Origin of the sequence: Mesorhizobium tamadayense (assembly GCF_003863365.1) — a bacterium.
In the GTDB taxonomy this organism is placed as follows: domain Bacteria; phylum Pseudomonadota; class Alphaproteobacteria; order Rhizobiales; family Rhizobiaceae; genus Mesorhizobium; species Mesorhizobium tamadayense.
In genome coordinates, this window is sequence record NZ_RQXT01000002.1 from 107,740 (window position 1) to 132,334 (window position 24,595).

At 64.7% G+C, this 24,595-nt stretch carries 21 protein-coding genes; 9 read left to right on the plus strand and 12 right to left on the minus strand.

The features are described 5' to 3' along the window. Positions 1-87: 87 nt before the first annotated feature. On the plus strand, positions 88-1,005 hold the full coding sequence (locus tag EH240_RS02235) for an EamA family transporter (RefSeq protein ID WP_124995788.1): 918 nt from the start codon (positions 88-90) through the stop codon (positions 1,003-1,005). A gap of 317 nt (positions 1,006-1,322) precedes the next feature. Here EH240_RS02235 and EH240_RS02240 read toward each other — a convergent pair whose 3' ends face one another. Both EH240_RS02240 and EH240_RS02245 read right to left on the minus strand, forming a co-directional pair. Continuing rightward, entirely contained in the window at positions 1,323-2,210 is an 888-nt protein-coding gene (locus tag EH240_RS02240) for a dienelactone hydrolase family protein (protein WP_124995789.1), read from the minus strand. 465 nt (positions 2,211-2,675) lie between these two features. After that, a complete protein-coding gene (locus EH240_RS02245; RefSeq protein WP_124995790.1) occupies positions 2,676-4,994 on the minus strand; it encodes a glucose/quinate/shikimate family membrane-bound PQQ-dependent dehydrogenase in 2,319 nt (772 codons plus the stop codon). Positions 4,995-5,175: 181 nt separating this feature from the next. Between EH240_RS02245 and EH240_RS02250 the strand changes: the two genes are divergently transcribed. Beyond that, complete coding sequence (locus tag EH240_RS02250) at positions 5,176-7,872, plus strand: ATP-dependent helicase (protein WP_124995791.1); 2,697 nt, start codon at positions 5,176-5,178, stop codon at positions 7,870-7,872. Between the two features lie 9 nt (positions 7,873-7,881). On the opposite strand, the gene EH240_RS02255 is transcribed toward EH240_RS02250, so the two are convergent. From EH240_RS02255 to EH240_RS02275, 5 genes are all read right to left on the minus strand, one after another. Then, positions 7,882-8,931, minus strand: coding sequence for an ABC transporter permease (locus EH240_RS02255; protein WP_124995792.1), 1,050 nt, complete (start codon positions 8,929-8,931; stop codon positions 7,882-7,884). Further along, positions 8,931-9,725: an ATP-binding cassette domain-containing protein gene (locus EH240_RS02260; protein WP_124995793.1), complete on the minus strand. Its 795-nt coding sequence runs from the start codon at positions 9,723-9,725 to the stop codon at positions 8,931-8,933. The genes EH240_RS02255 and EH240_RS02260 overlap by 1 nt, the downstream gene beginning before the upstream one ends. A gap of 86 nt (positions 9,726-9,811) precedes the next feature. Further along, positions 9,812-10,825 carry a substrate-binding domain-containing protein gene (locus EH240_RS02265; protein WP_124995794.1) on the minus strand — a complete coding sequence of 338 codons (1,014 nt, stop codon included), beginning with the start codon at positions 10,823-10,825 and terminating at the stop codon, positions 9,812-9,814. A 101-nt stretch (positions 10,826-10,926) separates the two neighbouring features. Beyond that, positions 10,927-11,835: a sugar phosphate isomerase/epimerase family protein gene (locus EH240_RS02270; RefSeq protein ID WP_124995795.1), complete on the minus strand. Its 909-nt coding sequence runs from the start codon at positions 11,833-11,835 to the stop codon at positions 10,927-10,929. After that, complete coding sequence (locus EH240_RS02275) at positions 11,832-12,863, minus strand: Gfo/Idh/MocA family protein (protein ID WP_124995796.1); 1,032 nt, start codon at positions 12,861-12,863, stop codon at positions 11,832-11,834. Before EH240_RS02275 ends, EH240_RS02270 begins: the two co-directional genes overlap by 4 nt. A gap of 196 nt (positions 12,864-13,059) precedes the next feature. Here EH240_RS02275 and EH240_RS02280 point away from each other — a divergent pair, with 196 nt between their 5' ends. The 3 genes from EH240_RS02280 to EH240_RS02290 all read left to right on the plus strand — a co-directional run bounded on the left by EH240_RS02280 (position 13,060) and on the right by EH240_RS02290 (position 17,319). Continuing rightward, positions 13,060-14,085, plus strand: a complete 1,026-nt coding sequence (locus EH240_RS02280; RefSeq protein ID WP_124995797.1) for a LacI family DNA-binding transcriptional regulator — start codon at positions 13,060-13,062, stop codon at positions 14,083-14,085. A 175-nt stretch (positions 14,086-14,260) separates the two neighbouring features. After that, positions 14,261-15,742, plus strand: coding sequence for an esterase-like activity of phytase family protein (locus tag EH240_RS02285; protein ID WP_124995798.1), 1,482 nt, complete (start codon positions 14,261-14,263; stop codon positions 15,740-15,742). A 104-nt stretch (positions 15,743-15,846) separates the two neighbouring features. Next, a complete protein-coding gene (locus EH240_RS02290) occupies positions 15,847-17,319 on the plus strand; it encodes an MATE family efflux transporter (protein ID WP_124995799.1) in 1,473 nt (490 codons plus the stop codon). 24 nt (positions 17,320-17,343) lie between these two features. Here EH240_RS02290 and EH240_RS02295 read toward each other — a convergent pair whose 3' ends face one another. Then, complete coding sequence (locus EH240_RS02295) at positions 17,344-18,552, minus strand: MFS transporter (protein ID WP_124995800.1); 1,209 nt, start codon at positions 18,550-18,552, stop codon at positions 17,344-17,346. A 147-nt stretch (positions 18,553-18,699) separates the two neighbouring features. On the opposite strand from EH240_RS02295, the gene EH240_RS02300 reads away from it, so the two are divergent. Continuing rightward, the gene (locus tag EH240_RS02300) at positions 18,700-19,275 is read left to right on the plus strand and encodes a TMEM175 family protein (protein WP_124995801.1); all 576 of its coding nucleotides are present in this window, start codon (positions 18,700-18,702) and stop codon (positions 19,273-19,275) included. Positions 19,276-19,281: 6 nt separating this feature from the next. On the opposite strand, the gene EH240_RS02305 is transcribed toward EH240_RS02300, so the two are convergent. Beyond that, the gene (locus EH240_RS02305) at positions 19,282-19,563 is read right to left on the minus strand and encodes a hypothetical protein (RefSeq protein ID WP_124995802.1); all 282 of its coding nucleotides are present in this window, start codon (positions 19,561-19,563) and stop codon (positions 19,282-19,284) included. 174 nt (positions 19,564-19,737) lie between these two features. On the opposite strand from EH240_RS02305, the gene EH240_RS02310 reads away from it, so the two are divergent. Further along, positions 19,738-20,604, plus strand: a complete 867-nt coding sequence (locus tag EH240_RS02310) for an SDR family NAD(P)-dependent oxidoreductase (protein ID WP_124995803.1) — start codon at positions 19,738-19,740, stop codon at positions 20,602-20,604. Between the two features lie 119 nt (positions 20,605-20,723). Here the strand turns inward: EH240_RS02310 and EH240_RS02315 are convergent, their stop codons facing one another. From EH240_RS02315 to EH240_RS02325, 3 genes are all read right to left on the minus strand, one after another. Continuing rightward, a complete protein-coding gene (locus EH240_RS02315; protein WP_167483895.1) occupies positions 20,724-21,149 on the minus strand; it encodes a low affinity iron permease family protein in 426 nt (141 codons plus the stop codon). A 311-nt stretch (positions 21,150-21,460) separates the two neighbouring features. Continuing rightward, positions 21,461-22,102, minus strand: coding sequence for a DapH/DapD/GlmU-related protein (locus EH240_RS02320; RefSeq protein ID WP_124995804.1), 642 nt, complete (start codon positions 22,100-22,102; stop codon positions 21,461-21,463). Positions 22,103-22,278: 176 nt separating this feature from the next. Further along, complete coding sequence (locus EH240_RS02325) at positions 22,279-22,764, minus strand: CreA family protein (protein ID WP_124995805.1); 486 nt, start codon at positions 22,762-22,764, stop codon at positions 22,279-22,281. A 236-nt stretch (positions 22,765-23,000) separates the two neighbouring features. On the opposite strand from EH240_RS02325, the gene EH240_RS02330 reads away from it, so the two are divergent. Together EH240_RS02330 and EH240_RS02335 are read left to right on the plus strand one after the other, a co-directional pair. Continuing rightward, entirely contained in the window at positions 23,001-23,585 is a 585-nt protein-coding gene (locus EH240_RS02330) for an SCO family protein (RefSeq protein WP_124995806.1), read from the plus strand. A gap of 78 nt (positions 23,586-23,663) precedes the next feature. After that, positions 23,664-24,536, plus strand: a complete 873-nt coding sequence (locus EH240_RS02335; RefSeq protein WP_124995807.1) for a 50S ribosomal protein L11 methyltransferase — start codon at positions 23,664-23,666, stop codon at positions 24,534-24,536. The last annotated feature ends 59 nt before the right edge of the window (positions 24,537-24,595 follow it).

Consider the following 24,595-nt stretch of genomic DNA (forward strand, 5'->3'; position numbering starts at 1 on the left):
AATCCTCTTTCTTTAGAGCGTCAACGGCTATTAAGGCCCGTTCATCGTCCATGTAAATCACGAAGTTCGCCTGCGATAATGATTCGCATGAATTCTGAAGTGCAAGTTCGTGCAGCAAACCCGGCCACGGGCAACACCGACGCTGCGCGGCCCGGGCTCGCTGGGCTGGCCAACACACTGCCGCCGCATGTCTGGTTCTGCGTCAGCGCGATCTTCCACTATCTAGGGCCGGCCTTCGCCGTGCTGCTGTTTTCTCAGGTCGGGGTGCTCGGCATGGCCTGGCTGCGCATCGCCACGGCCGCGCTCGTTTTCGCGGCGCTCACCAGGCCATGGACGGTCTTCGCGCGAGCCGACCGCTCGGTCCGCCTGCTTCTGTTGGCCTTCGGCGCCTGCCTGGCGGTGATGAACTGCGCGTTCTATCTGGCTCTAGACCACCTACCGATCTCGCTGGTCGCCGCGATCGAGTTTGTCGGCACCATCGGCGTCGCCCTCGTCGGCCTCAGAAGCCGGCGCAACGTCATGGCGCTCGCCATCGCTGTCGCCGGCACCTTGCTGTTGATCGATATCAAATGGTCGAGCGATCCGATCGGCCTGTTCTGGGCCTTCCTCAACGGCGCGCTGTTCGTCGGCTACATCGTATTGGGCCACCGCATCGCCCAGACTGGAATAGGCATTGCCGGCCTCGGCACCGCCATGGCGATCGCTTTCCTCATCGTGTTGCCTATAGGCTTCAGCGAGGCGTTGCCGGCCTTTTCGGCGCCACAGTTGCTGATCGCCGCCATCGGCGTCGGCATCTGCTCCTCGGTCATCCCCTACATCTGCGACCAGCTCGCCATGGCGCGGCTGCCGCGCGCGAGCTTCGCTTTGATGCTCTCGCTCCTGCCGCTGACCGCGACACTGATCGGCGTCATCGTACTGCGGCAGGTCCCCAGCCTCACCGATTGTCTTGGTATCGCGCTGGTGATCGCCGGCGTCGCCATGCACAAGCCGGCGACCAACGTCTAACTCCCCGACGCAGTGACAGGTTGCAGACTTGCAGGCAGGCAAGATCTAACCGCTCGTTTCAGTGAACCACCGCAGACGTTCGCAATTGGCTGAAGCCTACGAACGTCGTCATCCTTGGGCGTAGCGACGCGAAGCGGAGCGAAGACCCAAGGATCCATGCCGTAACCTCAGCCGAGGAGCGCAGCGGAGCAGAATTCTGCACCGCCGCAGCGCTTTGATGTCACAGGATCCTGGGGTCTGCGCCGCGTCGCGTCGCTCCTTGCTCCGCCCCAGGATGACGATGCGATGGACGTTCCGGCTAACCTCCAACGCCTCGACTAACCCAGCTTCTCCTTCAGGAAGGCGACCGTCCTCCCCCAGGCGAGATCGGCCGCCTTCTTGTCGTAGCGCGCGGCCGAGGTGTCGTTGTTGAAGGCGTGGTTGACGCCGTCATAGACATAGACCGTGTGCTCGACATGGGCGGCGTCCAGCGCCTTCTTGTAGGCATCGATGCCGGCGTCGATGCGTTCGTCCAGCCCGGCATAATGCAACAGCAGCGCCGCCTTGATCTTCGGCACATCCTCGGCCTTCGGCTGCATGCCGTAATAGGCAACCGCCGCGCTGAGGTCCGGCGCATTGACGGCAAGCGCGTTCACCGTGCCGCCGCCCCAGCAGAAGCCGACCGCGCCGACCTTGCCGTTGCCGTCCTTGTAGCCCTTGAGGTAGGCGACCGTCGCGACGCCGTCGGCCGTGACTTGGGCAGCGTCGAGCTTGGTGAACATGTCGCGTGCCTTGTCCTCGTCGCTCGGCGTGCCGCCGAGCGGCGACAGGAAATCGGGCGCCAGCGCCACGAAACCTTCCAGCGCCACGCGCCGCGCGACATCGCGTATGTGTGGGTTTAGTCCCCTGTTCTCGTGCACGACGATGACGGCGCCGAGTTTGCCCGACCGATTGGCCGGCCCGACCAGATAGCCCTTCATCTCGCCGCCGCTGCCGGGGTAGGTGATGTCTTCGCCCCTCACGCGCGGATCGTTCTCCGCGACGATCGCCGCCTTGGCCGAATTCGCCGCCAGCATCGGCGCGATTGCCGCAGCCGCGGCCCCCGATCCGGCAAGCCTGGTCAGTTGCTCCATGAAGCGGCGGCGGTCGAGCGTCAGGTGGGTATATTCGTCATAGGCATCGATCATCGCCTGGGTGATGACGGGCTTGGCAACAGGTTCGGTCATGGCTCTCCTCGACGGCTGTTCGATGCGCAAGATAGAGTTGGAGCCCGCGCGGTCCAGTCACGATGGATGACGATTTGGCAGGATCGTTCGTCCGCCGGGATCGTTCCCGTCGCGGCGGCTGCCGCATGACATGCCTTCACATTTTGGGCATTCCAAAGCGCGCCCTTCGGCGAGACCTTCGCGCCGGCCCACCGCAGCGACGTCGGGACAAGCGCAACGTCACTAGGTGTGCTGAGATTCAGGTTAGGGCGGGTCGAGAATGGTTCGGTCCGAGAACCGGAGCGGAGCGTACTAAAATACGTGAGCACGCGCATGACCCCGACATCGATTGCGATTTCGGAAAGGATCATGCGCAAAATCAAAACTGCTACAGCGTCCTTTGCACGCCCAAGAGGGCGCGCGGCGCTGTAGGCAAGCACAGGAACGAGCCATTCGCAGGCCGGCATCACCTGAATATCAGCGCACCTATTTCGGCAGCGTATAGGCCATCACATAGTCGCCCGGCTTGGTGCCGACCGAGCCGTGGCCGCCGGCGACGATGACCACGAACTGGCGGCCATCGGCGACCGTGTAGGTCATCGGCGTCGACTGCCCGCCGGCCGGCAGCCTCGCCTGCCAGAGCTGCCTGCCGGTGGTGAGGTCGTAGGCGCGCAGATAGTCGTCGACCGCCGCCCCCAGGAAGGCAACGCCGCCGGCGGTGATCATCGGCCCGCCAATGCCCGGAACGCCGACCTTGAACGGCAGCGGCAGCGGCGTCATGTCGTGGACGGTGCCGTTGCGATGCCTGTAGGCGATATTTCCGGTCCTGAGATCGACGCCGGCGACATAGCCCCAGGGCGGCGCCTGGCATGGGATGCCGAGCGGCGACAGGAACGGCCCCATCACCACGGCATAGGGCGCGCCCTCGTTGCGGTTGAGCCCCTGCTCGCTGCCTTTGCTGTTGTCGCCGGGCGGAGGCACGTCCGCGCGCGGGATGAGCTTCGACGTGAAGGCGAGATAGGTCGGCATGCCGAACATCACCTGCCGCACCGGGTCTACAGCGACGCCGCCCCAGTTGAAGACGCCGAAATTGCCGGGATAGATCAGCGAGCCCTGCAGCGAAGGCGGCGTGTAGCGCCCCTCGTAGTGCAATTTCCTGAGCGCGATCCGGCATGCCAGCTGGTCGAACATGGTGATGCCCCACATGTCCGCGCCGGTCAGGGGCTTGGAATTGAAGGAGAGGTCCGAGGCTGGCTGCGTCGGCGAGGCATGATCCCCTTCGATCGCGCCGCCCGGTGCCGGCGCTTCCTTCACCGGGATGATCGGCTCGCCGCTGCGCCGGTCTAGCACATAGAGGTCGCCCTGCTTGGTCGGCCCGACCAGCGCCGGCACGATCGCGCCGCCGGCCGAGGTAATGTCGACGAGCGTCGGCTGCGCCGGCACGTCCATATCCCACAGGTCGTGATGTACGGTCTGCCGCACCCAGCGCAATTGCCCGGTGTTGAGGTCGAGCGCCGTGATCGAGGAGGAGAATTTCTCGACATTGGCGCTGCGGCCCATGCCGAGCTGGTCGGGCGTCTGGTTGCCGAGCGGCACATAGAGCAGCCCAAGCTTCTCGTCGGCGCTCGCCGTCGACCACATGTTGGGAGAGTTGTTGGTGTAGTTTTGCCCGGCCGGCAGCGGCGTGGTCTGGTCCGGATTGCCGGAATCCCAGTTCCACAGCAGCGCTCCTGTGCCGGCGTCATAGGCGCGGATGACGCCCGATGGCTCCTCGGTCGAATAATTGTCGTTGACCGCGCCGCCGACGATGATCTTGCCGGCGACGATCAGCGGCGCCGAGGTCGAATAATAATAATAGCCCGACTTCGGATACGGCATGTTGGCCAACAGGTTGAGCGTGCCGCCCTCGGCGAAGGACGGACACACCTGGCCGTTGGCCGCATCGAGCGCGATCAGCCTGGCGTCGGATGTCGGCAGATAGACACGAGTGGCGCAAGGCTGCCCGGCCGCGATCTTGGCGGCATAGTAGGAAACACCGCGGCAGGTCTGGTGCTGGCGGTTGGGGTCCAGCTTGACCTTCGGATCGTAGCGCCATTTTTCCTTGCCGCTCGCGGCGTCGACGGCGATGGCGAAGTTGTGCGGCGTGCAGATGAACAGCGCATCGCCCACTTTCAGCGGCGTCACCTGATAGGTCGTCTCGCCGATGTCGTCGGGACCCTTCACGTCGCCGGTGCGATAGGTCCAGGCCGGCTGCAGCTTGGCGACATTGTCCGGCGTGATCTGGTCGAGCGGCGAATAGCGCTGGCCGAACGGCGTGCGGCCGTAAAAGTGCCATTCGCCCGCCGGCACGTCGCCGCCGAGATTGGCCGTCGGCGTCACCTTGTCGGTGCCGAGCGTGCCGCCGATGTCCTTGGGGTCGGCGGTCATCGAATAGCCTGCCACCGCAAGCGAGGCCAGAACCGCCAGGATGAGCGGGGCGCGCCCGTCCGGGCCGCTGAATCCCCGCCTTGCCCATGGGGTCAGCAGCCACAGCGCGATGAGGACGATGATGCCGCCGCGCGGGCCGAGCTGCCACCAGTCGAAGCCGATTTCCCACACCGCCCAGCAAAGCGTGGCGAGCACGACCCCGGCGTAGAGCCAAAGCCCCGTCGATTTGCGGCGGAAAATGAGCCAGGCGGCGACCAGGAAAGCGAGACCGGCAATCAGGTAGTACCAGCTGCCGCCCAACGTGACGAGCCAGATGCCGCCACCGCCAAGCGCCAGACCGATGAGGAGGAGGACGAGGGAGGTGATCGTGACAGCCAAGATGATACTCCTTCGACTGCTGCGCGCTTGCGGCGCATCTCAGGCAACGGCGTGCCGTCCCTGCCCTGCCGGCAGCTTTCCCCGGCCGGCCGCGCCTGTCAAGCGAACCGGGGCGGTGCAAATATGGAACAAAACGTAGACACTTCTGGCCTTTCGCTGCCGAATCACTACATTCGGGGTGATGTCCGGCTTTTCCGAAGACATGCCCTTCTTTGACGAACCGAATGCGCGGCCCGCGGCCCCGTCCGGCATTGCCGCGCGCGCCATGGCCGCCCGCAGCGGCCAGCACAGCACGCCCGACTATCTGAAGGGGCTGAACCCCGAGCAGCGGCTAGCCGTTGAAACGACGGAGGGACCGGTCCTGGTGCTGGCCGGCGCCGGCACCGGCAAGACGCGGGTCTTGACCACGCGCATCGCCCACATCCTTGCCACGGGCAAGGCTTTCCCTTCGCAGATCCTCGCCGTCACCTTCACCAACAAGGCCGCGCGCGAGATGAAGCAGCGCATCGGCCTGCTGATCGGCGAAGGCAATGTCGAGGGTATGCCCTGGCTCGGCACCTTCCACTCGATCGGCGTCAAGCTTCTGCGCCGGCACGCCGAGCTTGCCGGGCTGAAATCCGATTTCACCATCCTCGACACCGACGACGTGGTGCGGCTGATCAAGCAGCTGATCCAGGCCGAAGGGCTGGACGACAAGCGCTGGCCGGCCAAACAGTTCGCGCAGATGATCGACAACTGGAAGAACAAGGGCCTTGGGCCTGACGAGATTGCGGAAGGCGATGCGCGCAGCTTCGGCAACGGCAAGGGCCGCCAGCTCTACAAGGCCTATCAGGAACGGTTGCAGACGCTGAATTCCTGCGACTTCGGCGATCTGCTCTGTCATCCGATCCGCATCTTCCGCGCCTATCCGGACGTGCTGAAGGAGTATCACCGCAAGTTCAAATACATCCTCGTCGACGAATATCAGGACACCAACACCGCGCAATATGTGTGGCTGCGGCTGCTGGCGCAGCGGCCGCAGTCCTCCCCCCTTGAGGGGGAGGTGCCCGCGAAGCGGGCGGAGGGGGTCGCCGCAGAAGGCACCGCCCGGTCATCAAACACCAGCGCGTCGAGCACTGCCCCGAGGACCCCACCCGACCGGGCTTCGCCCGGCCACCCTCCCCTCAAGGGGGAGGGAAACCGGCGCCCGGCCCCTGTGAACATTTGCTGTGTCGGCGACGACGACCAGTCGATTTACGGCTGGCGCGGCGCCGAGGTCGACAACATCCTGCGCTTCGACAAGGATTTCCCGGGCGCCACCATCATCCGGCTGGAGCGCAACTACCGTTCTACCGCGCATATTCTAGGCGCTGCCTCGCATCTCATCGCCTACAATGAAGGCCGCTTCGGCAAGACGCTGTTCACCGACCGCAACGACCCCGAGGACGACAAGGTCCATGTCCATGCCGCCTGGGACTCGGAGGAAGAGGCGCGCGCCATCGGCGAGGCGATCGAGGCCTACCAGCGCCAGAAGCACAACCTCAACGACATGGCGATCCTGGTCCGCGCCTCCTTCCAGATGCGCGCCTTCGAAGACCGTTTCATCACGCTCGGCCTCAGCTACCGCGTCATCGGCGGCCCGCGTTTCTACGAGCGGCTGGAAATCCGCGACGCGCTCGCCTTCTTCCGCGTCGTTGCCAACAGCGGCGACGACCTCGCCTTTGAGCGCATCGTCAACGTGCCGAAGCGCGGGCTCGGCGAAGCCACCATCCGCCAGATCCACGATACGGCGCGCGCCTTGCGCATCCCGATGCTGGAAGCAGCTGCGACACTTGCCGAAAGCGACGAGCTGAAGCCGAAGCCGCGCGCGGCGCTGCGCGAGGTCGCCGCCAATTTCGAGCGCTGGCAGAAGGCGCTGGAAACCACGCCGCACACCGAACTCGCCGAGACCATCCTCGAGGAGAGCGGCTACACCGACATGTGGAAGAACGACCGTTCGGCGGACTCGCCCGGACGGCTGGAGAACCTCAAGGAACTGATCCGCTCCATGGAGGAGTATGAATCGCTGCGTTCCTTCCTCGAGCATGTCGCGCTGGTCATGGAGGCCGAGCAAGGCGAGTCGCTCGATGCGGTCTCGATCATGACGCTGCATTCGGCCAAGGGCCTCGAATTCGAGACCGTCTTCCTCCCCGGCTGGGAGGAAGGCCTGTTTCCGCATCAGCGCGCGCTGGACGAAGGCGGCCGTTCGGGCCTCGAGGAAGAGCGCCGGCTTGCCTATGTCGGTCTGACGCGGGCGAAGAAGAACCTGCACATCTGGTTCGTCTCCAACCGCCTCATCCATGGGCTGTGGCAATCGACGATCCCGTCGCGCTTCCTCGACGAACTGCCGGAGACCCATGTCGACGTCGCCGACAGCGGCAACTCTTACGGCGGCTACGGCAATCCTTATGGTGGCGGCTCATTCGCCTCGGGCCGCGGCGGCGGACGCAAGAACCCGTATGGCGCGTCTCGCTTCGACAACATCGGCGCGGAGAATTCGGGCAGCTTCTCCAACACCTATGCGACCCCCGGCTGGCAGCGCGCTCAGGCGAACCGCACCGAGGCGACCGACCGCAACTGGGGCACCCGCTCCGGCCATCAGGTCGAGCGCATCGGCTATGGCGAGACCGACAGCGGCTACGGCGCCGGTCGCACCAGTGTGAAGGGCCGCACCATCGATGGCGAGTTGGTCGCTAAATCGGTGGCCGACACGCCTTCCGCCTTCAAGCCCGGCGACCGCGTCTTCCACCAGAAATTCGGCAACGGCAACATCGCGGCCATCGACGGCAACAAGCTGACCATCGACTTCGACAAGGCCGGCCAGAAGCGCGTGCTGGACGGGTTCGTCACCGGCGTTTGATCGGCCCCCTCACCGGTACCTTGCCTGGTTCCACTTGTGGCCGAGCAGCGACAGGATGATGATCAGCCCGTTGAAGAACTGCACGTAGAAGCCGCTTAAGCCGGCCGCCACGACGCCGGTCTGGATGAAGGAGACCGTGACGGCGCCGATCGCGCCGCCGACCACGGTGCCGATGCCGCCCCAGGTCGGCGTGCCGCCGACGAACACCGAGGCCAGCACCGGCAGGAGGTAGCCGTCGCCCGCCGTCGGCCACCAGGTGAAGTTGATCATCACCGAGAAAGTGCCGGCGATCGCAGCGCCTATGCCGACGAAGACAAACACCTTGACCCTGACGCGCTTGACGTCGATGCCCATCTGCTTGGCGCTGTCCGGATTGTCGCCGACCACCTTCACCTGCGCGCCGAAGCGGTGGCGGTTGTAGAGCAGGGCCGAGAACACGACGAAGGCGATGGCCCAGAAGATCTGCACCGGGATGCCGTAGATCTGGCTGGAGAATATCTTGTAAGCCCAGCTGTCGGCCAGGCCGGTCAGCGCCGTCGACTTGCCCTCGTTGATGATCTGGATCAGGCCGCGCAGCAGGAAATTCATGCCAAGAGTGGCGATCAGCGACGACAGCCCGCCATAGACCACCAGCGATCCAACGAGGAAGCCGAGTAGCGTGCCGGTGACGATCGCCGCGGCAATGCCGAGGAATGGATCGTAGCCGGCCTGTACGACAAGCGCGAAGACCCAGGAGGCGAAGCCCATCGTCGCCGGGAACGACAGGTCGATCTCGCCGCAGGTGACGACGAAGACCAGCGGCACCACCACAAACAGCGCGACCGGCAGCGTGGTGAGCACGGAGCTATAGAGGTACCAGGTGGTGAAGACGGTCGGGTTGGCGAACATGAACACCGCCATCATGACGATGAACACGCCAAGCGTGCCGAGCGCGGCGCGGTTGTCGAGGACGAAGCCGCGCAGCCAGTGGTTGGAAGGATGGTTCCATTCCTTGTCCGCCGCTTGACCGCGTGCGCCCCCGAGGGGGTTGTGCAGATCGGGTTCCATGGCCTTGCTCATCACGCTCTCTGCTCCGCTCCGCTTGCCTCGTGCAGCCCCGGCAAGCCGCCGGGATGCGCGATATCCTCCATGAAGTTGATGAGCTCGTCGGCCGATTTGATCTCGCTGCGGTCGGCGGTAAGCGCCACCTTGCCGCGGTCGAGCACGACGAAGCGGTCGGCGATGTCGAAGACGTGGTGGATGTTGTGGCCGATGAACAGGATCGAGCGGCCGCTCGCCCGCACCTGGCGCACGAAATGGAAGACCTTGGCGGTCTCGGTCAGCGACAGCGCCGTCGTCGGCTCGTCGAGGATGATCAGCTCCGCCTGCTTGTAGATGGCGCGCGCGATCGCCACGCCCTGGCGTTCGCCGCCCGAGAGCTGGCCGACGATCGACTGTGGCGTGAACACTTTCGAGGTGAAGCCGATCTCGCGCATCAGCCGGCTTGCCTCCTCGATCTCCTTGCCGACCTTCAGCCAGCCGAGAAAGCCGGTCAGCTCGCGGCCCATGAAGATGTTGCGCACGATCGTCTGCTGCACGGCCAAAGCCCGGTCCTGGAACACCGTCTCGATGCCGGCATCGCGCGAGCGCGCCGCGCTCCATCCGCTCACCGGCTTGCCGCGCACCAGGATCTCGCCGCTGGTCGGCTTGACGACGCCGGACAGGATCTTGATCAGCGTCGACTTGCCGGCGCCGTTGTCGCCGATCAGGCCGACCACCTCGCCGCGGTCGACGCTGAGATTGACGCCGCCAAGCGCATAAACCTGGCCATAGGATTTCTTGATATCGCGCAGTTCGATGATGCGTTCGCCCATGCGATCCTCGCTTGAATTGTCTGTCTGCCGGCCGCTTGCCGACGATCCTGCCGGCCGGGCCTATCCCCGGCCGGCAGCTTGGGAGGTCAGCGCAGCGCCTGCTTGGCCAGCTCGGCGACGATCTCGTAATTCTGCGGCGTGACGAAGCCAGCGCCGGTGTCGACATTCATCGGCGCCAGACCCAGCACCGCCTGCTGGCAAAGGCTGAGGATCGGCAGATAGCCCTGCAGGAACGGCTGCTGGTCGGCCGTGAGCTGCACCCAGCCGCCCTTGAAGCCCTCGACGATCTGCGGGCTGGTGTCGAAGCCGAAGTTGAAGATGTCGCCGGGCTTGCGTCCGGCCGCCTGCATGTAGGTGGGCACATTGCCGAGCATCTGCCCGCCAGGATAGCCGACCGCCTTGACGTCAGGATGGTTGAGGAGTGCTGCCGTGATCACCGGAATGGCGAGATTCGGGTCGGAGGCCCATTCGCCGCTCGGCGGCGAGGAGAGCTGGATCACCTCGACGCCGGCCTCCTTCAAGGCCGCGACCGTGCCGCGCTCGCGCGCGCCGCGGTTTTCGTTCTCGAACGGGCCGATCATGATCGCCTTGTCGCCGGCCTTGAGCCCGGCGAGCTTGAACGCCTCGGCGCCGAGCGCGCGACCCTGCTGCTCCTGCTGCGCGCCGACATAGCCGCCGCCGAACGCCGCCACCACCTTCGGCACCGGCACGTTCTGGTACATCATCTTGATGCCGTCCTTATGCGCCTGCTCGGCCAGGGCCATGATCGCGGCGTCGCCCGGATGACCCATCATGGCGATGCCCTGGGGCTTGACCGCGACCGCCTCGCGCAACTGCTGCACCATCTTCTCGACGTCCCAGCCCGAGAAGATGTAGTCGACCTTCGGCCCGAGATCGGCGGCCGCCTGCTTGGCGCCATTGTAGACGATGGTGCCGAAGGCGTCGCCCTCGGCGCCGCCGACGAAGAAGCGGATGTGAACGTCCTTGCACCACTGCGCGTCGAGCGCCTGCGCCGGCAAGGTGGAGATTGGGGCGCAGAGCGCCGCGGCGACAGCCACGACGGTCGAGCGCAGAACGGTCCTTCTGGTCGTATTGCTCATGCACGTTCCTCCCTTTTTGGCCCCTCGCAACGGAGGGTTTTCGACAATAGATCGGTGTGACCACAGTTCCTGGCCGGCCGGCTCCTCCGCCAGCCGGGTCCCTACACCGGATTTGGCAAGTAGCTGGCCCCTCCCCGGCATTGCTTCAGATAGTCGAGCGCCCGCGCCTGACCGGTGATCTCCAAGTCGCCGCGATAGACCGGGTCGTGCCAGCCTTCGATGTCGATGGCGCCCTTGTAGCCAGCCAGCCGCAACTCGCTGATCACCCGCGTCCAGTCGCTGTCGCCGAAGCCCGGCGTGCGCATCTGCACGAAAGGCAGGCGGCCGAACACGCCGTGCTCGCGGATCACGTCCCAGCGCACGGTGGCGTCCTTGCCGTGGACGTGGAAGATGCGCGGCGCCCATTTGCGGATCTGCGGGATCGGATCGATCAGATAGACGAGCTGGTGGCAGGGTTCCCATTCGAGGCCGAGATTGTCGTCAGGCAATTCGTTGAACATCAGCTCCCAGGCATCGGGATTGTGGGCGATGTTCCAGTCGCCGCTCGCCCAATTGCCGTCCATCGCGCAGTTCTCGAAGGCGATGCGCACACCCTTGTCGGCGGCACGTTTCGCCAGCGGCCCCCAGACCTCGCGAAAGCGCGGCAGGCTGTCGGTCAGCGGCTTGCCGCGGATGCGGCCGGTGAAGCCGCTCACCGTCGAGGCGCCGAACAGATGCGCATTGTCGATGACCGTCTCCCAGGCCGCGAGCACGCCGCGATCGCCATCGCCGCTTTCCAGCGGATTGCCGAACACGCCGATCGCCGACACGGTGACATCGGCATCGCCGATCGCGTCGCGGATCTCTCCGGCGAGCCGCGGCAGGTCCTTGCCGTCCAGCGTCTGCCAGAAGAAGGGCTGGATGCTCTCGAAGCCCAGCGGCAGGATCTGCTTTATGTAGGCGGCCGGGTCATCGAGATTGGCCCGCACCATCGTGCCGATCCTGATGTCGAGCAGCGGGTTTGGCATCATTGCGTTTCCTGTGCGATCGCTACGCGGCAGCCGGTCTCGGCGCTTTCGATGGCGCCGAAGACCATGGCCAGGCTCTTGATGTTGTCGGCGCCGCGCGTTTCCGGCTCGGTTCCGGTTTCGATCGCGTGCATGAAATCCTTGATGATGCCGAGATGGCCGTCGATCCGGTCGGCAGGATCAAGCGGCGGCACATCTATCGGGCCGGCCTTGTCCAGCAGCCCTTCACGCTCCGGCAGCACCACCTCTGCCTTCAGCCCGTCATGACCGTCCCAGATGAGGCTGCCGCGCTCGGCTACGATGCGCCAACTGCCCTCCCAACTGGTGCGGAAACCGGCCGCGCACCATGAGCCGGCATAGGTGAAGACCTTGCCGCCGCCGAGATCGAAGACGGCGCTGGCCGACGATCCTTGCCTGTACCAGGAATTGGCCGGCTCCCATTCCTGGCAGTAGACGCTGGCCGGCTCGCCGCCGACCATGTAGCGGGCGGCGTCGAAAGTGTGGATCGCCATGTCGAGCAGCAGCACATGCGCCATCTCCTCGCGAAAACCGCCGAAATGCGGCCCGACGAAGAAGTCGGCGTGGATGCTGGTCGGCGCGCCGATGGCGCCGGAGTCCAGGAAACGCCGGATGCGCCGGACATTGCCGATATAGCGACGGTTCTGGACAACGGCATGGACGCGCCCTGCCCGGCGCGCCGCCTCGATTATGGCGCGTGCATTCTCAGGGCTGTCGGCGAGCGGCTTTTCGGTGAGCAGATGGCAATGATGGGCGAAGGCGGAAAAGGCGACCTCGCGGCGCGCTGCAGGAACCACGACGTCGAACACGGCGTCAGGCTTGGTTTGCTCGAGAACGGCATCGAGGCTGGTGCCGATGACGGCGCCGGAAAGCCCGTATTCGCGCGCCCTCGCCTGCGCCCGCTCGGCATCAAGGTCGACAAGGCCGGCAATTGCCAGCCCATCTACCTGCCTCGCGGCATCGAGCCAGGCCTTGCTCATGGCTCCGCACCCGACCAGGACGGCCTTCATCATCCAGCGCTCCTCCCGACCAATCCCTCCAGACCGGTCGCCACGGCATTCACGGCATCGCCGTAAATGTTCTACCGTAAACGTTTACGAGAACACACCCGATGGCCTAGAATGTCAATCACCCGCTCGCGAAAATCGTCATCAAATACCTTGGCCTGAGTAGCGGCCAGTGCTAGCGAAGACAGGGGGAGAACCGGCCTTGGCGTCCAGCATCCACGATCTCGCGCGTCACCTGAACATCTCGATCGGCACGGTATCGCGCGCTCTGAACGGCCGTGCCGACGTCAACGCCGAGACACGCCAGCGCGTGCTCGATGCGGCCAGGACGCTCAACTATTCGCCAAACCAGTCAGGCCGGAGTCTCCGGCAAGGCGCCACCCGTTCGATCGCCTTCATGCTGCAGCCGCATCCGGGCGACCAGCAATATGGCGAGCCCTTCTTCATTCCGTTCCTGACCGGGCTGCAGGCGCGCCTCGCCGAAAGCGGCCTCGACCTGATCGTGGTGATGGGCGCGCCGGGCGACTATCAGCAGGAACGCCTGCGCCGTGTCGTCGAGACGCGCCGGGCCGACGCGGTCGTGCTGGCCTGGACACGGCGCGACGACGAGCGCATCGACTACCTGACCGAGAGAGGGTTTCCCTTCGCCACCCTCGGCCGCAGCCGCTCGGGCGGCAAATCCTACCCTTCGCTCGACCTCGATTTCGAGAAGGCGGGCAGCGACGCGGTCGACCGCCTGGTCTCGCGCGGCCACCGCCGCATCGCCGCCATCCGCCCTTCCCTCGATCTGAATTTCGGTCACCTGTTCATGACCGGTTATCGCAAGGCCCTGCGTCGGCATGGCATCGAGGTCGACCCCGGCCTGATTGCGGAAGGCTTCATCAACGAGGCCGGCGGCTACCAGGTGATGCCGCGCGTGATGCTGTCGAAGGACCGGCCGACGGCCGTCATCTTCAACAACGACGCCATGGCGCTCGGCGGCTGCAAGGCGCTGGCCGAGATGGGCATCAGGCCCGGCCATGACATCGCGGTGATCGTCATCGTCGACACCCCGCTCTGCCGCTATTTCTCGCCTGCGCTGACCGGCTTCCGCCCCGCGCTGGAGCCGATGGGCCAGCGGCTGGCCGAGATGCTGCTGGCCTCACTCCCCGCCTATGCCGGCCCCGAAGGCACGAGGATCATGCGCGAGGTGTGGCCACTGGAGTTGGTCGCACGGGAGAGTGATTGAGCGCTCTTCCCTTCTCCCGTTGCAGGCCCCTTGTAGGAGAAGGAAAGTGCACCCCTCCTGTCACGCAACCATCACGTTCACGCTCTAGACCGCTTTGTAGGAAGGCGCTCGCGGCATCGTCGATGCGGCGCCCTTTCAGGCTTTTCCTGCATGCTCGTCAAGAAGGGGATATTCCATGAAGCATCTGAACCGAACCGTCGCGCTCGGCGCAGCACTCGCACTGTTCACCGCCATGACTCCGGCGCTCGCCGATGGCGTCGCGTACGTCAACAAAGGCCTGGTGGGCGTCGGCCGCATTCCGGCCGGCCAGAAGGACAAGTTCGGCGAGACCTTCGGCTCGGGCTCCGGCATGGCGATCGACACCAAGGGCTGGACCCGTGACGGCGCGGGCTACAAGGGCTCGCTCTGGCTGCTGCCGGATCGCGGCTACAACGTCGCCGGCACCACCGACTACCGCCCGCGCCTCAATACCATCTCGATCGAGCTGACTCCGATCGCGCCGGGCGCCGCACCCGCCGCCGGACAGGAGCAGTCGGGTGTCAAGGCGACGCTCGCCGACACCATGCTGCTCACCGACGACAAGGGCGCCGATGCCACCGGCCTCGATCCGCTCAACGGCGTGCGCCCCGCCGCCGGCGACCTGCCGATCCTGCCGCAGGCCGACAACGGCAAGCTGGCGCTGGACGACGAGGCGATCGCGCGCCTGCCGGACGGCACCATGTTCATCTCCGACGAATATGGCCCGAACATCTACCGCTTCTCGGCCGCCGGCCGCCTGATGTCGGCGACGCAGCCGCCGACGGCTCTCGTGCCGATGCGCCATGGCGAGCCGAACTTCGCGTCCGACAACCCCGGCCGGGGCGCCGCCGAGCCCGATCCGAAGGATCCCGAGACCGGTCGCCAGAACAACCAGGGTCTCGAAGGCATGTCGATGACGCCAGACGGTAAGTTCCTGATCGCCGTGCTGCAGTCGGCGCCCCGCCAGGATGGCGGCGATTCCGGTGCGACGCGCCAGAACACCAGGGCATTGGTCTATGACGCCTCCGACCTCGCCCACCTCAAGCTGGCGCATGAATATGTCGTGCCGCTGCCGATGTTCAAGGACGCCAAGGGCAAGACCAAGGTGGCCGCGCAGAGCGAAATCGTGGCGCTGTCCGACAAGAGCTTCCTGATGCTGGCGCGCGACAGCGGCAACGGCCAAGGCGTGAAGGGCGACGAGTCGCTCTACCGCAAGATCGAGACCGTCGACTTGTCCGCCGCAACCGATATCGCCAGCGGCCCGTTCGACGCCGCCGACAGGCCGGTTGCGCCGAAGGGCGTGCTCGACCCGTCGGTGACGCCGGCCAAGCTCACCACATTCATCGACATCAACGACAAGGGCGTGCTCGGCCGCTTCGGCCTGCACAATGGCGCGCCGAACGACAGGAACAACCTCTCGGAGAAGTGGGAGGCGATGTCGCTGGCGAGCGTGCTCGATCCGAAGCTCCCCGACGACTATTTCCTGTTCGTCGCCAACGACAACGATTTTCTGACCCAGGACGGTTTCCAGGTCGGCGCGCCCTACAAGGCCGACGACGGCGCCGATGTCGACACCACCTTCCTCGTCTATCAGGTCACGCTCCCCGGCCTGTCGGGGAACAGCCTCGCCGCGAACTAGCACCACCATCGGGTCGGATGCCGCGAGGCATCCAGTCCGGAAGGGATGCATCGCCATCAGGCCTGCGATACCATCGCGGGCCTGATTCATTTTCGGTGTCCGCCATGGATGACGACAAGCCCGCCCGCCGGCGGACCGGCGACCTGACCAGCGGCCCCATTCCGCGCACGCTGCTGTTGTTCGCCTTGCCGGTGCTGGGCTCCAACGTGCTGCAGTCGCTCAACGCCTCGATCAACGCCGTCTGGGTCGGCCGCTTCCTCGGCGAAGCGGCGCTGACGGCGACCTCCAACGCCAATCTGGTGCTGTTCCTGATCCTCGGCACAGTGTTCGGCATCGGCATGGCGGCGACCATCCTGGTCGCCCAGTCGGTCGGTGCCCGCGACCTGCCCGAGGCGCGGCGCATCGTCGGCACCAGCGCCACCTTCTTCTTCCTCGTCTCCGTGGTGTTCGCGGTCTGCGGCTGGATCTGGGTCGACGCCATCCTCACCGGCCTCGGCACGCCGGCGGACGCCTTGCCGCTGGCGCGCTCCTATCTGCGCATCATCTTCGTCGCCGTGCCGATGATGAACCTTTTGTCCTTCGTCATGACGGTGCTGCGCGGCGCCGGCGATTCGCGCACGCCGTTTGTCTTCATGGCGCTGGCGGTCGTGCTCGACGTCGTCTTGAACCCGCTCTTGATCCGCGGCATCGGCCCCTTCCCCGAGCTCGGCATCGCAGGATCAGCCACCTCGACGCTGATCGGCCAGACGGTGAGCGTGATCGCCATCCTGATCGTGCTTTATGCGCGCAGGCATCCGCTGCGGCTGGCGGGCAGCGACCTCGCTTTGCTCAAGCCCGATCCGGCGCTTTTGCGCATCGTCGTCTTCAAGGGCATTCCGATGGGCCTGCAGATGATCGTCATCTCGGCCGCGGCATTGACCGTGATGGGCATCGTCAATTCCTACGGCTCGCGGGTCGCCGCCGCCTACGGCATCGCGGCGCAGCTCTGGACCTACATCCAGATGCCGGCTTTGGCCATCGGCGCCGCCGTCTCCTCGATGGCGGCGCAGAATGTCGGCGCCGGACGCTGGGACCGCATCGGCACGGTCGCCGCTTCGGGGATCGGCTTCAACCTCGTGCTCACCGGCGCGCTAGTGGCGCTGCTGTTGGCCTTCGACAGACCCGTGCTCGGCCTTTTCCTGAGCGGCGACAGCACGGCGATCGACATCGCCGCCCACATCAACAAGGCGGCGTCCTGGTCCTTCATCCTGTTCGGCATCACCATCGTGCTGTTCGCCACGGTGCGCGCCACTGGTGCGGTCATGCCGCCGCTGATCATCCTGATCATCTCGGTGCTCTTCGTGCGCACCGGCTTTGCCTATTCCATGCGAAGCGTCATCGGCCAGGAGGCGCTGTGGTGGAGTTTTCCGGCGGGCTCGATCGCCTCGCTGGTGCTGGCGGCCGCGTACTATCGTTTCGGCCGCTGGCGGACCATGCATATGACCGAGGGCAGGCCGGCTGCGGGCGAGCCGCCGGACACCGGCCTCGGTGTGCCGCGCCAGCGCGCCCACCTCTCGCCCGAGACGCCGAACGGCTGAGGACGCACCGTTGGCTGTCTGAAATCACCTCGCGTAGCGTGCGCCGAACCCCAATGCCACCAGCGAGAAAATCGTGATCATGCCGGCAAAGGCCAGGCTTGCAACGGTCGCGCTCGTCCAACTCGACAGGACGCCGATGCCGATCACCGGCAGCGCGTTGCCGCAGAAGCAGCAGACGAAGAAGGCCGACACCACCTCGGCGCGGCGGTCGGCCGGCGCGATCTGGTTCACCACTTGCAGGCCGCCGCGATAGCCGAAGGCAGCCGCCGCCCCGCATAAGGCGGTGCCTCCGATCATGATGGTCATCGAGGCGAAGACTTGTGCCACAACGATCAGCGCCACGGTCGGGATCATCAAGACAAGCGCAGCGAGCATCGTGAAGCGGCTAGACAGTCGCGCCGTCGCCAGGATCGTCGCGGCGGTCACGACCGCCAGCTCGAAGAACAGTGCGCCGGCCTCGGCATGATCGGTGACGTGCAGCTGCTGGGCCAGAACGCTCGGTGCCAGCGCGGCATAGAAGCCGACGAGAGCCATAGCGCCGAAGCCGGTCACCGCCGGCGCCACGAACCCAGCGCGAATGCTGTCGGGAACCGAAAGCCGCGGCCGCATTGGGACGTCGGAGAGCCGCCTCCGCTCCGACACCGTCTCGCGCGTGCGCCAGATCAGCAGCGTGACCAGCACCAGCAGAGCGAGATGGACGGCGAATGTCAGCCTGAGCGGCCACGGTGCATATTCGGCAAGCAGTCCCGATGTCAGAGCGCCTAGGCCAAGACCGACGAAGTTGGTGCTGGTTGCAACGATGGCGGCGCGCGACTTGTCCTCGCCTTCGATCAATTCGGCCAGCCAGGCTGTGCCGGTACCCGCGCCAATCCCGATGCCAAGCCCGCTGAGGATGCGGGCGATGTCGAGCCACGCCAGGTTTTCGGCGAACAGGAAAAACAGCGCGCTGATCACGGCGACGCCCATTGCCGCGAGCGCAGCCGGACGGCGGCCGATGATGTCCGACAATCGGCCGAAAAACAGCAGCGCCGCCAGGTTGCCGACCACATAGACGGCGTAGACCAGCGTCAGCGTGATCTGCGAGAAGCCGAAGGCTTGCTTGTAGATCACGTAAAGCGGCGTCAGCGCGGTGCTGCCGGCAAAGAGCGCCGCGATCATAGCGGCGACGGCAGCCATCGCGGCTTTGCCGTCGAGTTCATTGTCGCGCGTCATGGCTTGAGCGTGGATGGTCATGTCGACCTCTTTTTCTTTCGGCGAACGCCCGCCCATGCGTTTATTTAGCGAGGCTATTCCCTCCCCAAATCCACTCCTGACAAGTCTGGCAGTATGGCGCTCGATGATTTCCTCTTCTAACGTTGGCCCATCGACAGTGGAGGAACCATGGGCAAGGGAAGGGTCGAGGCATTCACCGATGGCGTCGTCGCCATCATCATCACCATCATGGTGCTGGAGCTGAAAGTGCCGCACGGCGAGGACTTTTCGGCGCTGGCGCCCTTGTGGCCGATCTTCTTCAGCTACGTGCTGTCCTTCATCTATGTCGGCATCTACTGGAACAATCTGCACAACATGTTCCACACCGTGCAGCGCGTCGATGGCCGCGTGCTATGGGCGAACTTGCATTTGCTGTTCTGGCTGTCGCTGACGCCGGCGACGACCGCCTTCATGGGCGAGAACCATTTCGCGCCGGTGCCCGTCGCCGTTTATGGCGTCGGCCTAGCGCTCTGCGCGTTCGCCTACTACATTCTCGTCATCGAGCTGCGCCGTCTGCATGGCGCGGGCACGACCTTTGCCAAGGCAGTAGGCCGTGACCGCAAAGGCAAGATCTCGCTGGCGATCTACATCGCAGGCGTGCTGCTCACGTTCGTCAACCAGTGGATCGGCGTCGCGCTCTATGTGGCTGTGGCGATGATATGGTTCGTGCCGGATAGGCGCTTCGAACGGCTCATCGAAAAGTAGCGGCTCTTACTTCCGCATCGCCTTCAGCTTCTCGGCCGCCGAGGCGGCAAGGTCGGCATAGCGCTCTTCCAGCCGCTCCGCGGCCTTGATGATGGGAAAGTCATGGCCGAACTTCTCCAGCGCCAGGCGCAGCTTTTCGGCGAAATCCGCCTGTTGTTCCAGCGCCGAAAACAGCGTTTTGACCTGCATCTCGCTGATATCGGGGTCGGCAAGCATCTTCGGCACATCTTGGCCCATCTGCTCGCCGGTGGCGGTCTGCTCTTTCAGGATTCCGATCCAATCGGTCAATGCCGAGCTCCTTTTCCTTGCAGCATGCGCGGGGGACGCTGTCGCGGTCAACCCGTTGCCGCTCTTGCGGTCAACCCGTTGCCGCTCTTGCGGTCAACCCGTTGCCGCTAGCAAGGCTTGTCTCGGCCCTGACCGGCGTTAAGTTCGGCTCGACCCAGAACAAGGACACGGATCATGACCAGCGACGCCGAAATCCAGACCGCCCTGCCCGCTTTCGCCTCCGGCAATGTCGCCGTCATCACCGGTGGCGCCAGCGGTATCGGCCTTGCCGCTGCGAAACGATTCGCGGCCATGGGCATGAAGACGGTGATCGCCGATATGGGCGGCGTGCGCCTCGACCAGGCCCGGCAGGCTGTGGCCGCTATCGCCGGGGATGATGCCGTTCTCCCAATTCCTACCGACGTTTCCGAGGCCGGCGAAGTCGACCGCCTGGCGGAGCTCACCTATGGCGCATTCGGCGCGGTCTCGGTGCTCATGAACAACGCCGGCGTCGGCAACAATCCGGGCAAGCCGTGGGAAAACCGTGACGCATGGAAGCGTCTGCTCGACATCAATTTCTGGGGCGTCGTGCATGGCGTCGAGGCCTTCGCGCCGCGCATGCTGGCCGCGGGCAGGCCCGGCCTGATCATCAACACAGGCTCCAAGCAAGGCATCACCACGCCGCCCGGCAATCTCGCCTACAATGTCTCCAAGGCCGGCGTGAAGACATTCACCGAGGGTTTGGCGCACGCACTGCGCAACGAGCCTGGATCGACGATCACGGCGCACCTCTTGATACCGGGCTTCACCTACACCGGCCTGACCGAAGGCGCGACGGAAAAGCCGGCCGGCGCCTGGACCGGCGAGCAGGTGATCGATTTCATGCCGGCATCGCTCAGGCAGGACGACTTTTACATCCTTTGCCCGGACAACGAGGTTGCGCGGCCGATGGATGAAAAGCGCATGGCCTGGGCGATCGGCGACATCATCGAAAACCGCCCCGCCCTGTCGCGCTGGCATCCGGATCACAAGGACGCGTTCGCGGCCTTTATGAACCGCTAGAGAACCCCGCACGAGCCGAAGGCCCATAGGCTAAACAGGTCCGGTTCTTACTGCGACAATCTTTCGTTCGCAAAGGTCGTGCCCGAACGACAAGTCGTTCCCGAACGACAAGGCTGCACTCAAGCGGCGTGTTTTTTGGAGGAGTGTTTTTGCGCGGCCTTCTTGACGGCCGCCGCGGCTACCTCCCGGTCATGCCGCTTTGCGGCCTTTTCGCATTTTTCGCGGATCTCCTCGACCTCGGATTCGGTCAGATGTTCGATGCCGATGAAAGTGTTGTGGGCCCGGCTGACCCGGATCAATTCGTCCAGCTTGGTCTGGATGGCCGCGCTGTCACGGTTTTGGGTGTTCTGGATCAGGAACACCATCAAAAAGGTGACGATCGTAGTCCCGGTGTTGATGACGAGTTGCCAGGTATCCGAGAACCCGAAGATCGGGCCGCTCATTGCCCAAACGACGATGACCAAGCAGCACAGGGCAAATGTCGGCGGCATGCCGGCGAGATGCGCTACGGCATTGGCGATCCTGGTGAAAAACTTCTCGATCATCGAAATCCCTGAACGGCCAAGGTTTCGGCCCCAAGGTTCGGCCGAAGACTGAATTCAAATCCTGATCAAAAACAAGTGGCGGCCGCTCCCGGTTCCCCGGCGACAGTATTTTCGCGACTGCACCCGGTACAATTGAACACACGCCAGAAGGGCAGCTCCCGGAAAAAACACCTTATGGGTTTGTTGCCATAGTGCCGGTGCAGGTCAAAAAGCCTGTTCCTTCCGCTTCACGGCGGTTTACCTCCAGCCCCTTCCGCTGCGCCACCCCCGCATGGCGGAAGGGGTACCGTCTTCCGGAAAATCGTGGAGAATCAGGGCGCTTCGTTGTCCCAACGATCGAGAAAGGCCTCGATCGGCATCGATTGCATGTCCGGGATCGCCCTGGCGAGTTTTTCCGGCGCCCAGTCCCACCAGGCGAGGTTCTCGATGCGCGCCGCTGTGGCGGCGGCGAACCTCTGACGCAGGGGTCTGGCCGGAACGCCGGCGACGATCGCGTAAGGCGGCACGTCATGCGTCACCACCGCGTTGGCGCCGATGACGGCGCCATTGCCGATCGCCACACCAGGCATGACGACGGCGCCATGGCCGATCCAGACATCGTGGCCGATGCTGACCGCCTTTGCCTGCCGCCGCTCGCGAAATGCCGCGTCGACGCCAAGCCAGCGGAAATACTCGTTCGGCCGGTAGCTGACCTTGTGCTGGGTCAACCGCTCGACAGGATGCTCGAGCGCGTTGATGCGGCTGTTGGCGGCGATGGAGCAGAACTTGCCGATCGTCGTGTAGATCGCTTCCGAATGCCGCTCGAAATAGGAAAAGTCGCCGACCGTCACGTCGCGCAGGATCACCCGCTCGCCTATCGAGGCGTAGCGGCCGAGCTTGCACCCCTTCAGCTCCGCGGTCGGATGAATGCGCGGCTCGGCATCCTTCGGGACAAGGTGTTCAGGGCGGTCCATGGCGCGGCTTTACGCCCGAGCGATCGGTACCGCAAGCGGGGGCCAATCGTCTGCTTAAAAGCATGTCTCCCGAAAGTGGGAACCGGTTTCGGGACAAAGACATGCGTAAGATCAAAAAGCCTAAAGCGCATGGAGCGAATCTGAAAGATCGCGACGCGCTCTAGGCCTATCGGGGCCTATTGCGGCTTGCCCTTCGTCCAAACGACGTTCTGGCCGTAGAGCGGCACGGTGGTCACCGACATCTTCGCCGAGCCGTTCTGCACCTGGCGCGAATGCGAGAGATAGATCAGGGTCTCGTTCTTCTTGTCGTAGATGCGGTTCACCACCTGCTTCTTCCAGATCAGGCTGAGGCCTTGCTTAAACACCTCTTCGCCGCCCTCGCTCATATCGATGTCGCCGACGGTGATCGGCCCAGTCTGGCGGCAGGAGATCGAGGAATCGGACGGATCCTCGAACCAGTTGCCCTTGTGCAGCCGATCGATGATGCTGCGATCGAAATAGGCGACGTGGCAGGTGACGCCGTCGACTTTCGGGTCCTTGATCGCGTCGACCATGATGTCGTTGCCGACCCAGTCGACGCCGACCTTGCCGACTTCGTCCGCCACCGCAGCGCCACCGCTCAGGGCAAGGCATGCGGCGAATAAGCCGATCACTTTTCGCAAGGAAGCCTCCTCGGGTTCACGTTTAGCCGATGTCAGGTGGGATAAGACCATGGCATTTGCAAGCCGTTCGGTGATGGTAGTGACGCCAGGCCCGGCGCAGCGTTCAGAGACGGCTGGTCATCATGCTTGCGGCAACGCGACATCTTTGCGCGCCCGCCGCCAAACCGGTAAGACTGTCGCCGAAACAATCGCACGCCCGATCCGGCGCGCTGCGACGATCACGACGGATAGCTCTGATGATGCGCTCAATTCTGGTCGGCATTCTCGTCCTGATGGCGGCGGGCATCGGCTGGCTCACTTTCGACTGGTATCGGGGCCATTATGGCGGCGAGCCCTACGGCGCGCCGTTCACGCTGATCGACCAAAAAGGCGCGCCCATCACCGAGGCAGCGCTAAAGGGGCATCCGAGCGTTGTCTTCTTCGGCTTCACCCATTGCCCGGAAGTCTGCCCGACCACGCTGTTCGAACTGGCCGGCTGGCTGAAGACGATGGGCGACAGCGGCAAGAACCTCAACGCCTATTTCGTCACGGTGGACCCGGAGCGCGACACGCCGCAGATCATGAATTCCTACGTCAGCAACTTCTCAGACCGCATCACCGGCATCACCGGCGATCCGGAAAAGGTGCATGCGATGGCGAAGGCCTTCGGCATCTACTGGAAGAAGGTCGACACCGGCGACGGCGACTACACGATGGACCATACGGCCTCCGTGCTGCTGCTCAACGCCAAGGGCGAGTTCGCCGGCACCATCGCCTATGGCGAAAGAGCCGACACCGCCATTGCCAAGCTGAAGCGGCTTGCGGCGGGCGGCCAAGCATGATCCCGAACCGAAGGTTAGCGTGGCAAGAAGTGGGAATCGGTTCGCGGAAATGATCATGCTTGAACAAGAGTCGCACTGATGGGGCAGACCAGGCTCCATTTTACCGCGGGCAAGGCCGAGGCCGACCGCATCTTCGCCGCGCTTGAGGCAGCCTTCGAGGAAGACGGCCTGCCGCTCGCCTTGCTGGAGGTGGACGAGGCCAACGATATCCACGAGGTATCGGTCTACGCCGATGGCGACGTCGATGCAGTCCAAGCCCGGGTCAACGACGTCCTCGCGGGTCTCGCCCTGCCTAAGCCGATCGAGCACGAAACGCTCCCCGACATCGACTGGGTGGCGCGCTCGCTTGAAGGACTGAAGCCGGTCCGCGCCGGGCGTTTCTTTGTTCACGGCGCGCATGATCGCGGCAAGCGTCGCAGCGGCGATCTCGCCATCGAGATCGAGGCGGGCCTTGCCTTCGGCACCGGCCACCACGGCACCACGGCCGGGTGCCTCGAAATGCTGGAACAGGTGGTGCAGCGCGAACGCCCGCGCAACGCGCTCGACCTCGGAACAGGAAGCGCGGTGCTGGCGATCGCGCTGGCGAAGCTGGCGCATATCCCGGTGCTGGCGACCGACATCGATCCGGTGGCGGTCAGGGTTGCCGCCGCCAACGCGCGCCTCAACCATGTGAAGACGCTCGTCGAGACGGTGACGGCGCCAGGCTTCCATCACCCGATCTTCGCCAGGCACGCACCCTTCGACCTCATCGTCGCCAACATCCTGGCGCGGCCGCTGATGCGGCTGGCGCCACAGATGGCCAGGCACATCAGTCTGGGTGGCTCGCTGGTGCTCTCCGGCATCCTCGACCGGCAGCGCGACGCGGTGATCTCGGCCTATGTCGGCCAAGACTTCCGCCATGTCCGCACCTTGCATCGCGAAGGCTGGGTGACAATCCACCTCAAGCGCTGAACCTGTCTGATCCGACCGTCTGGCCCTGCCGAAATCGATTCCGGTTTCCAAGGGCATGC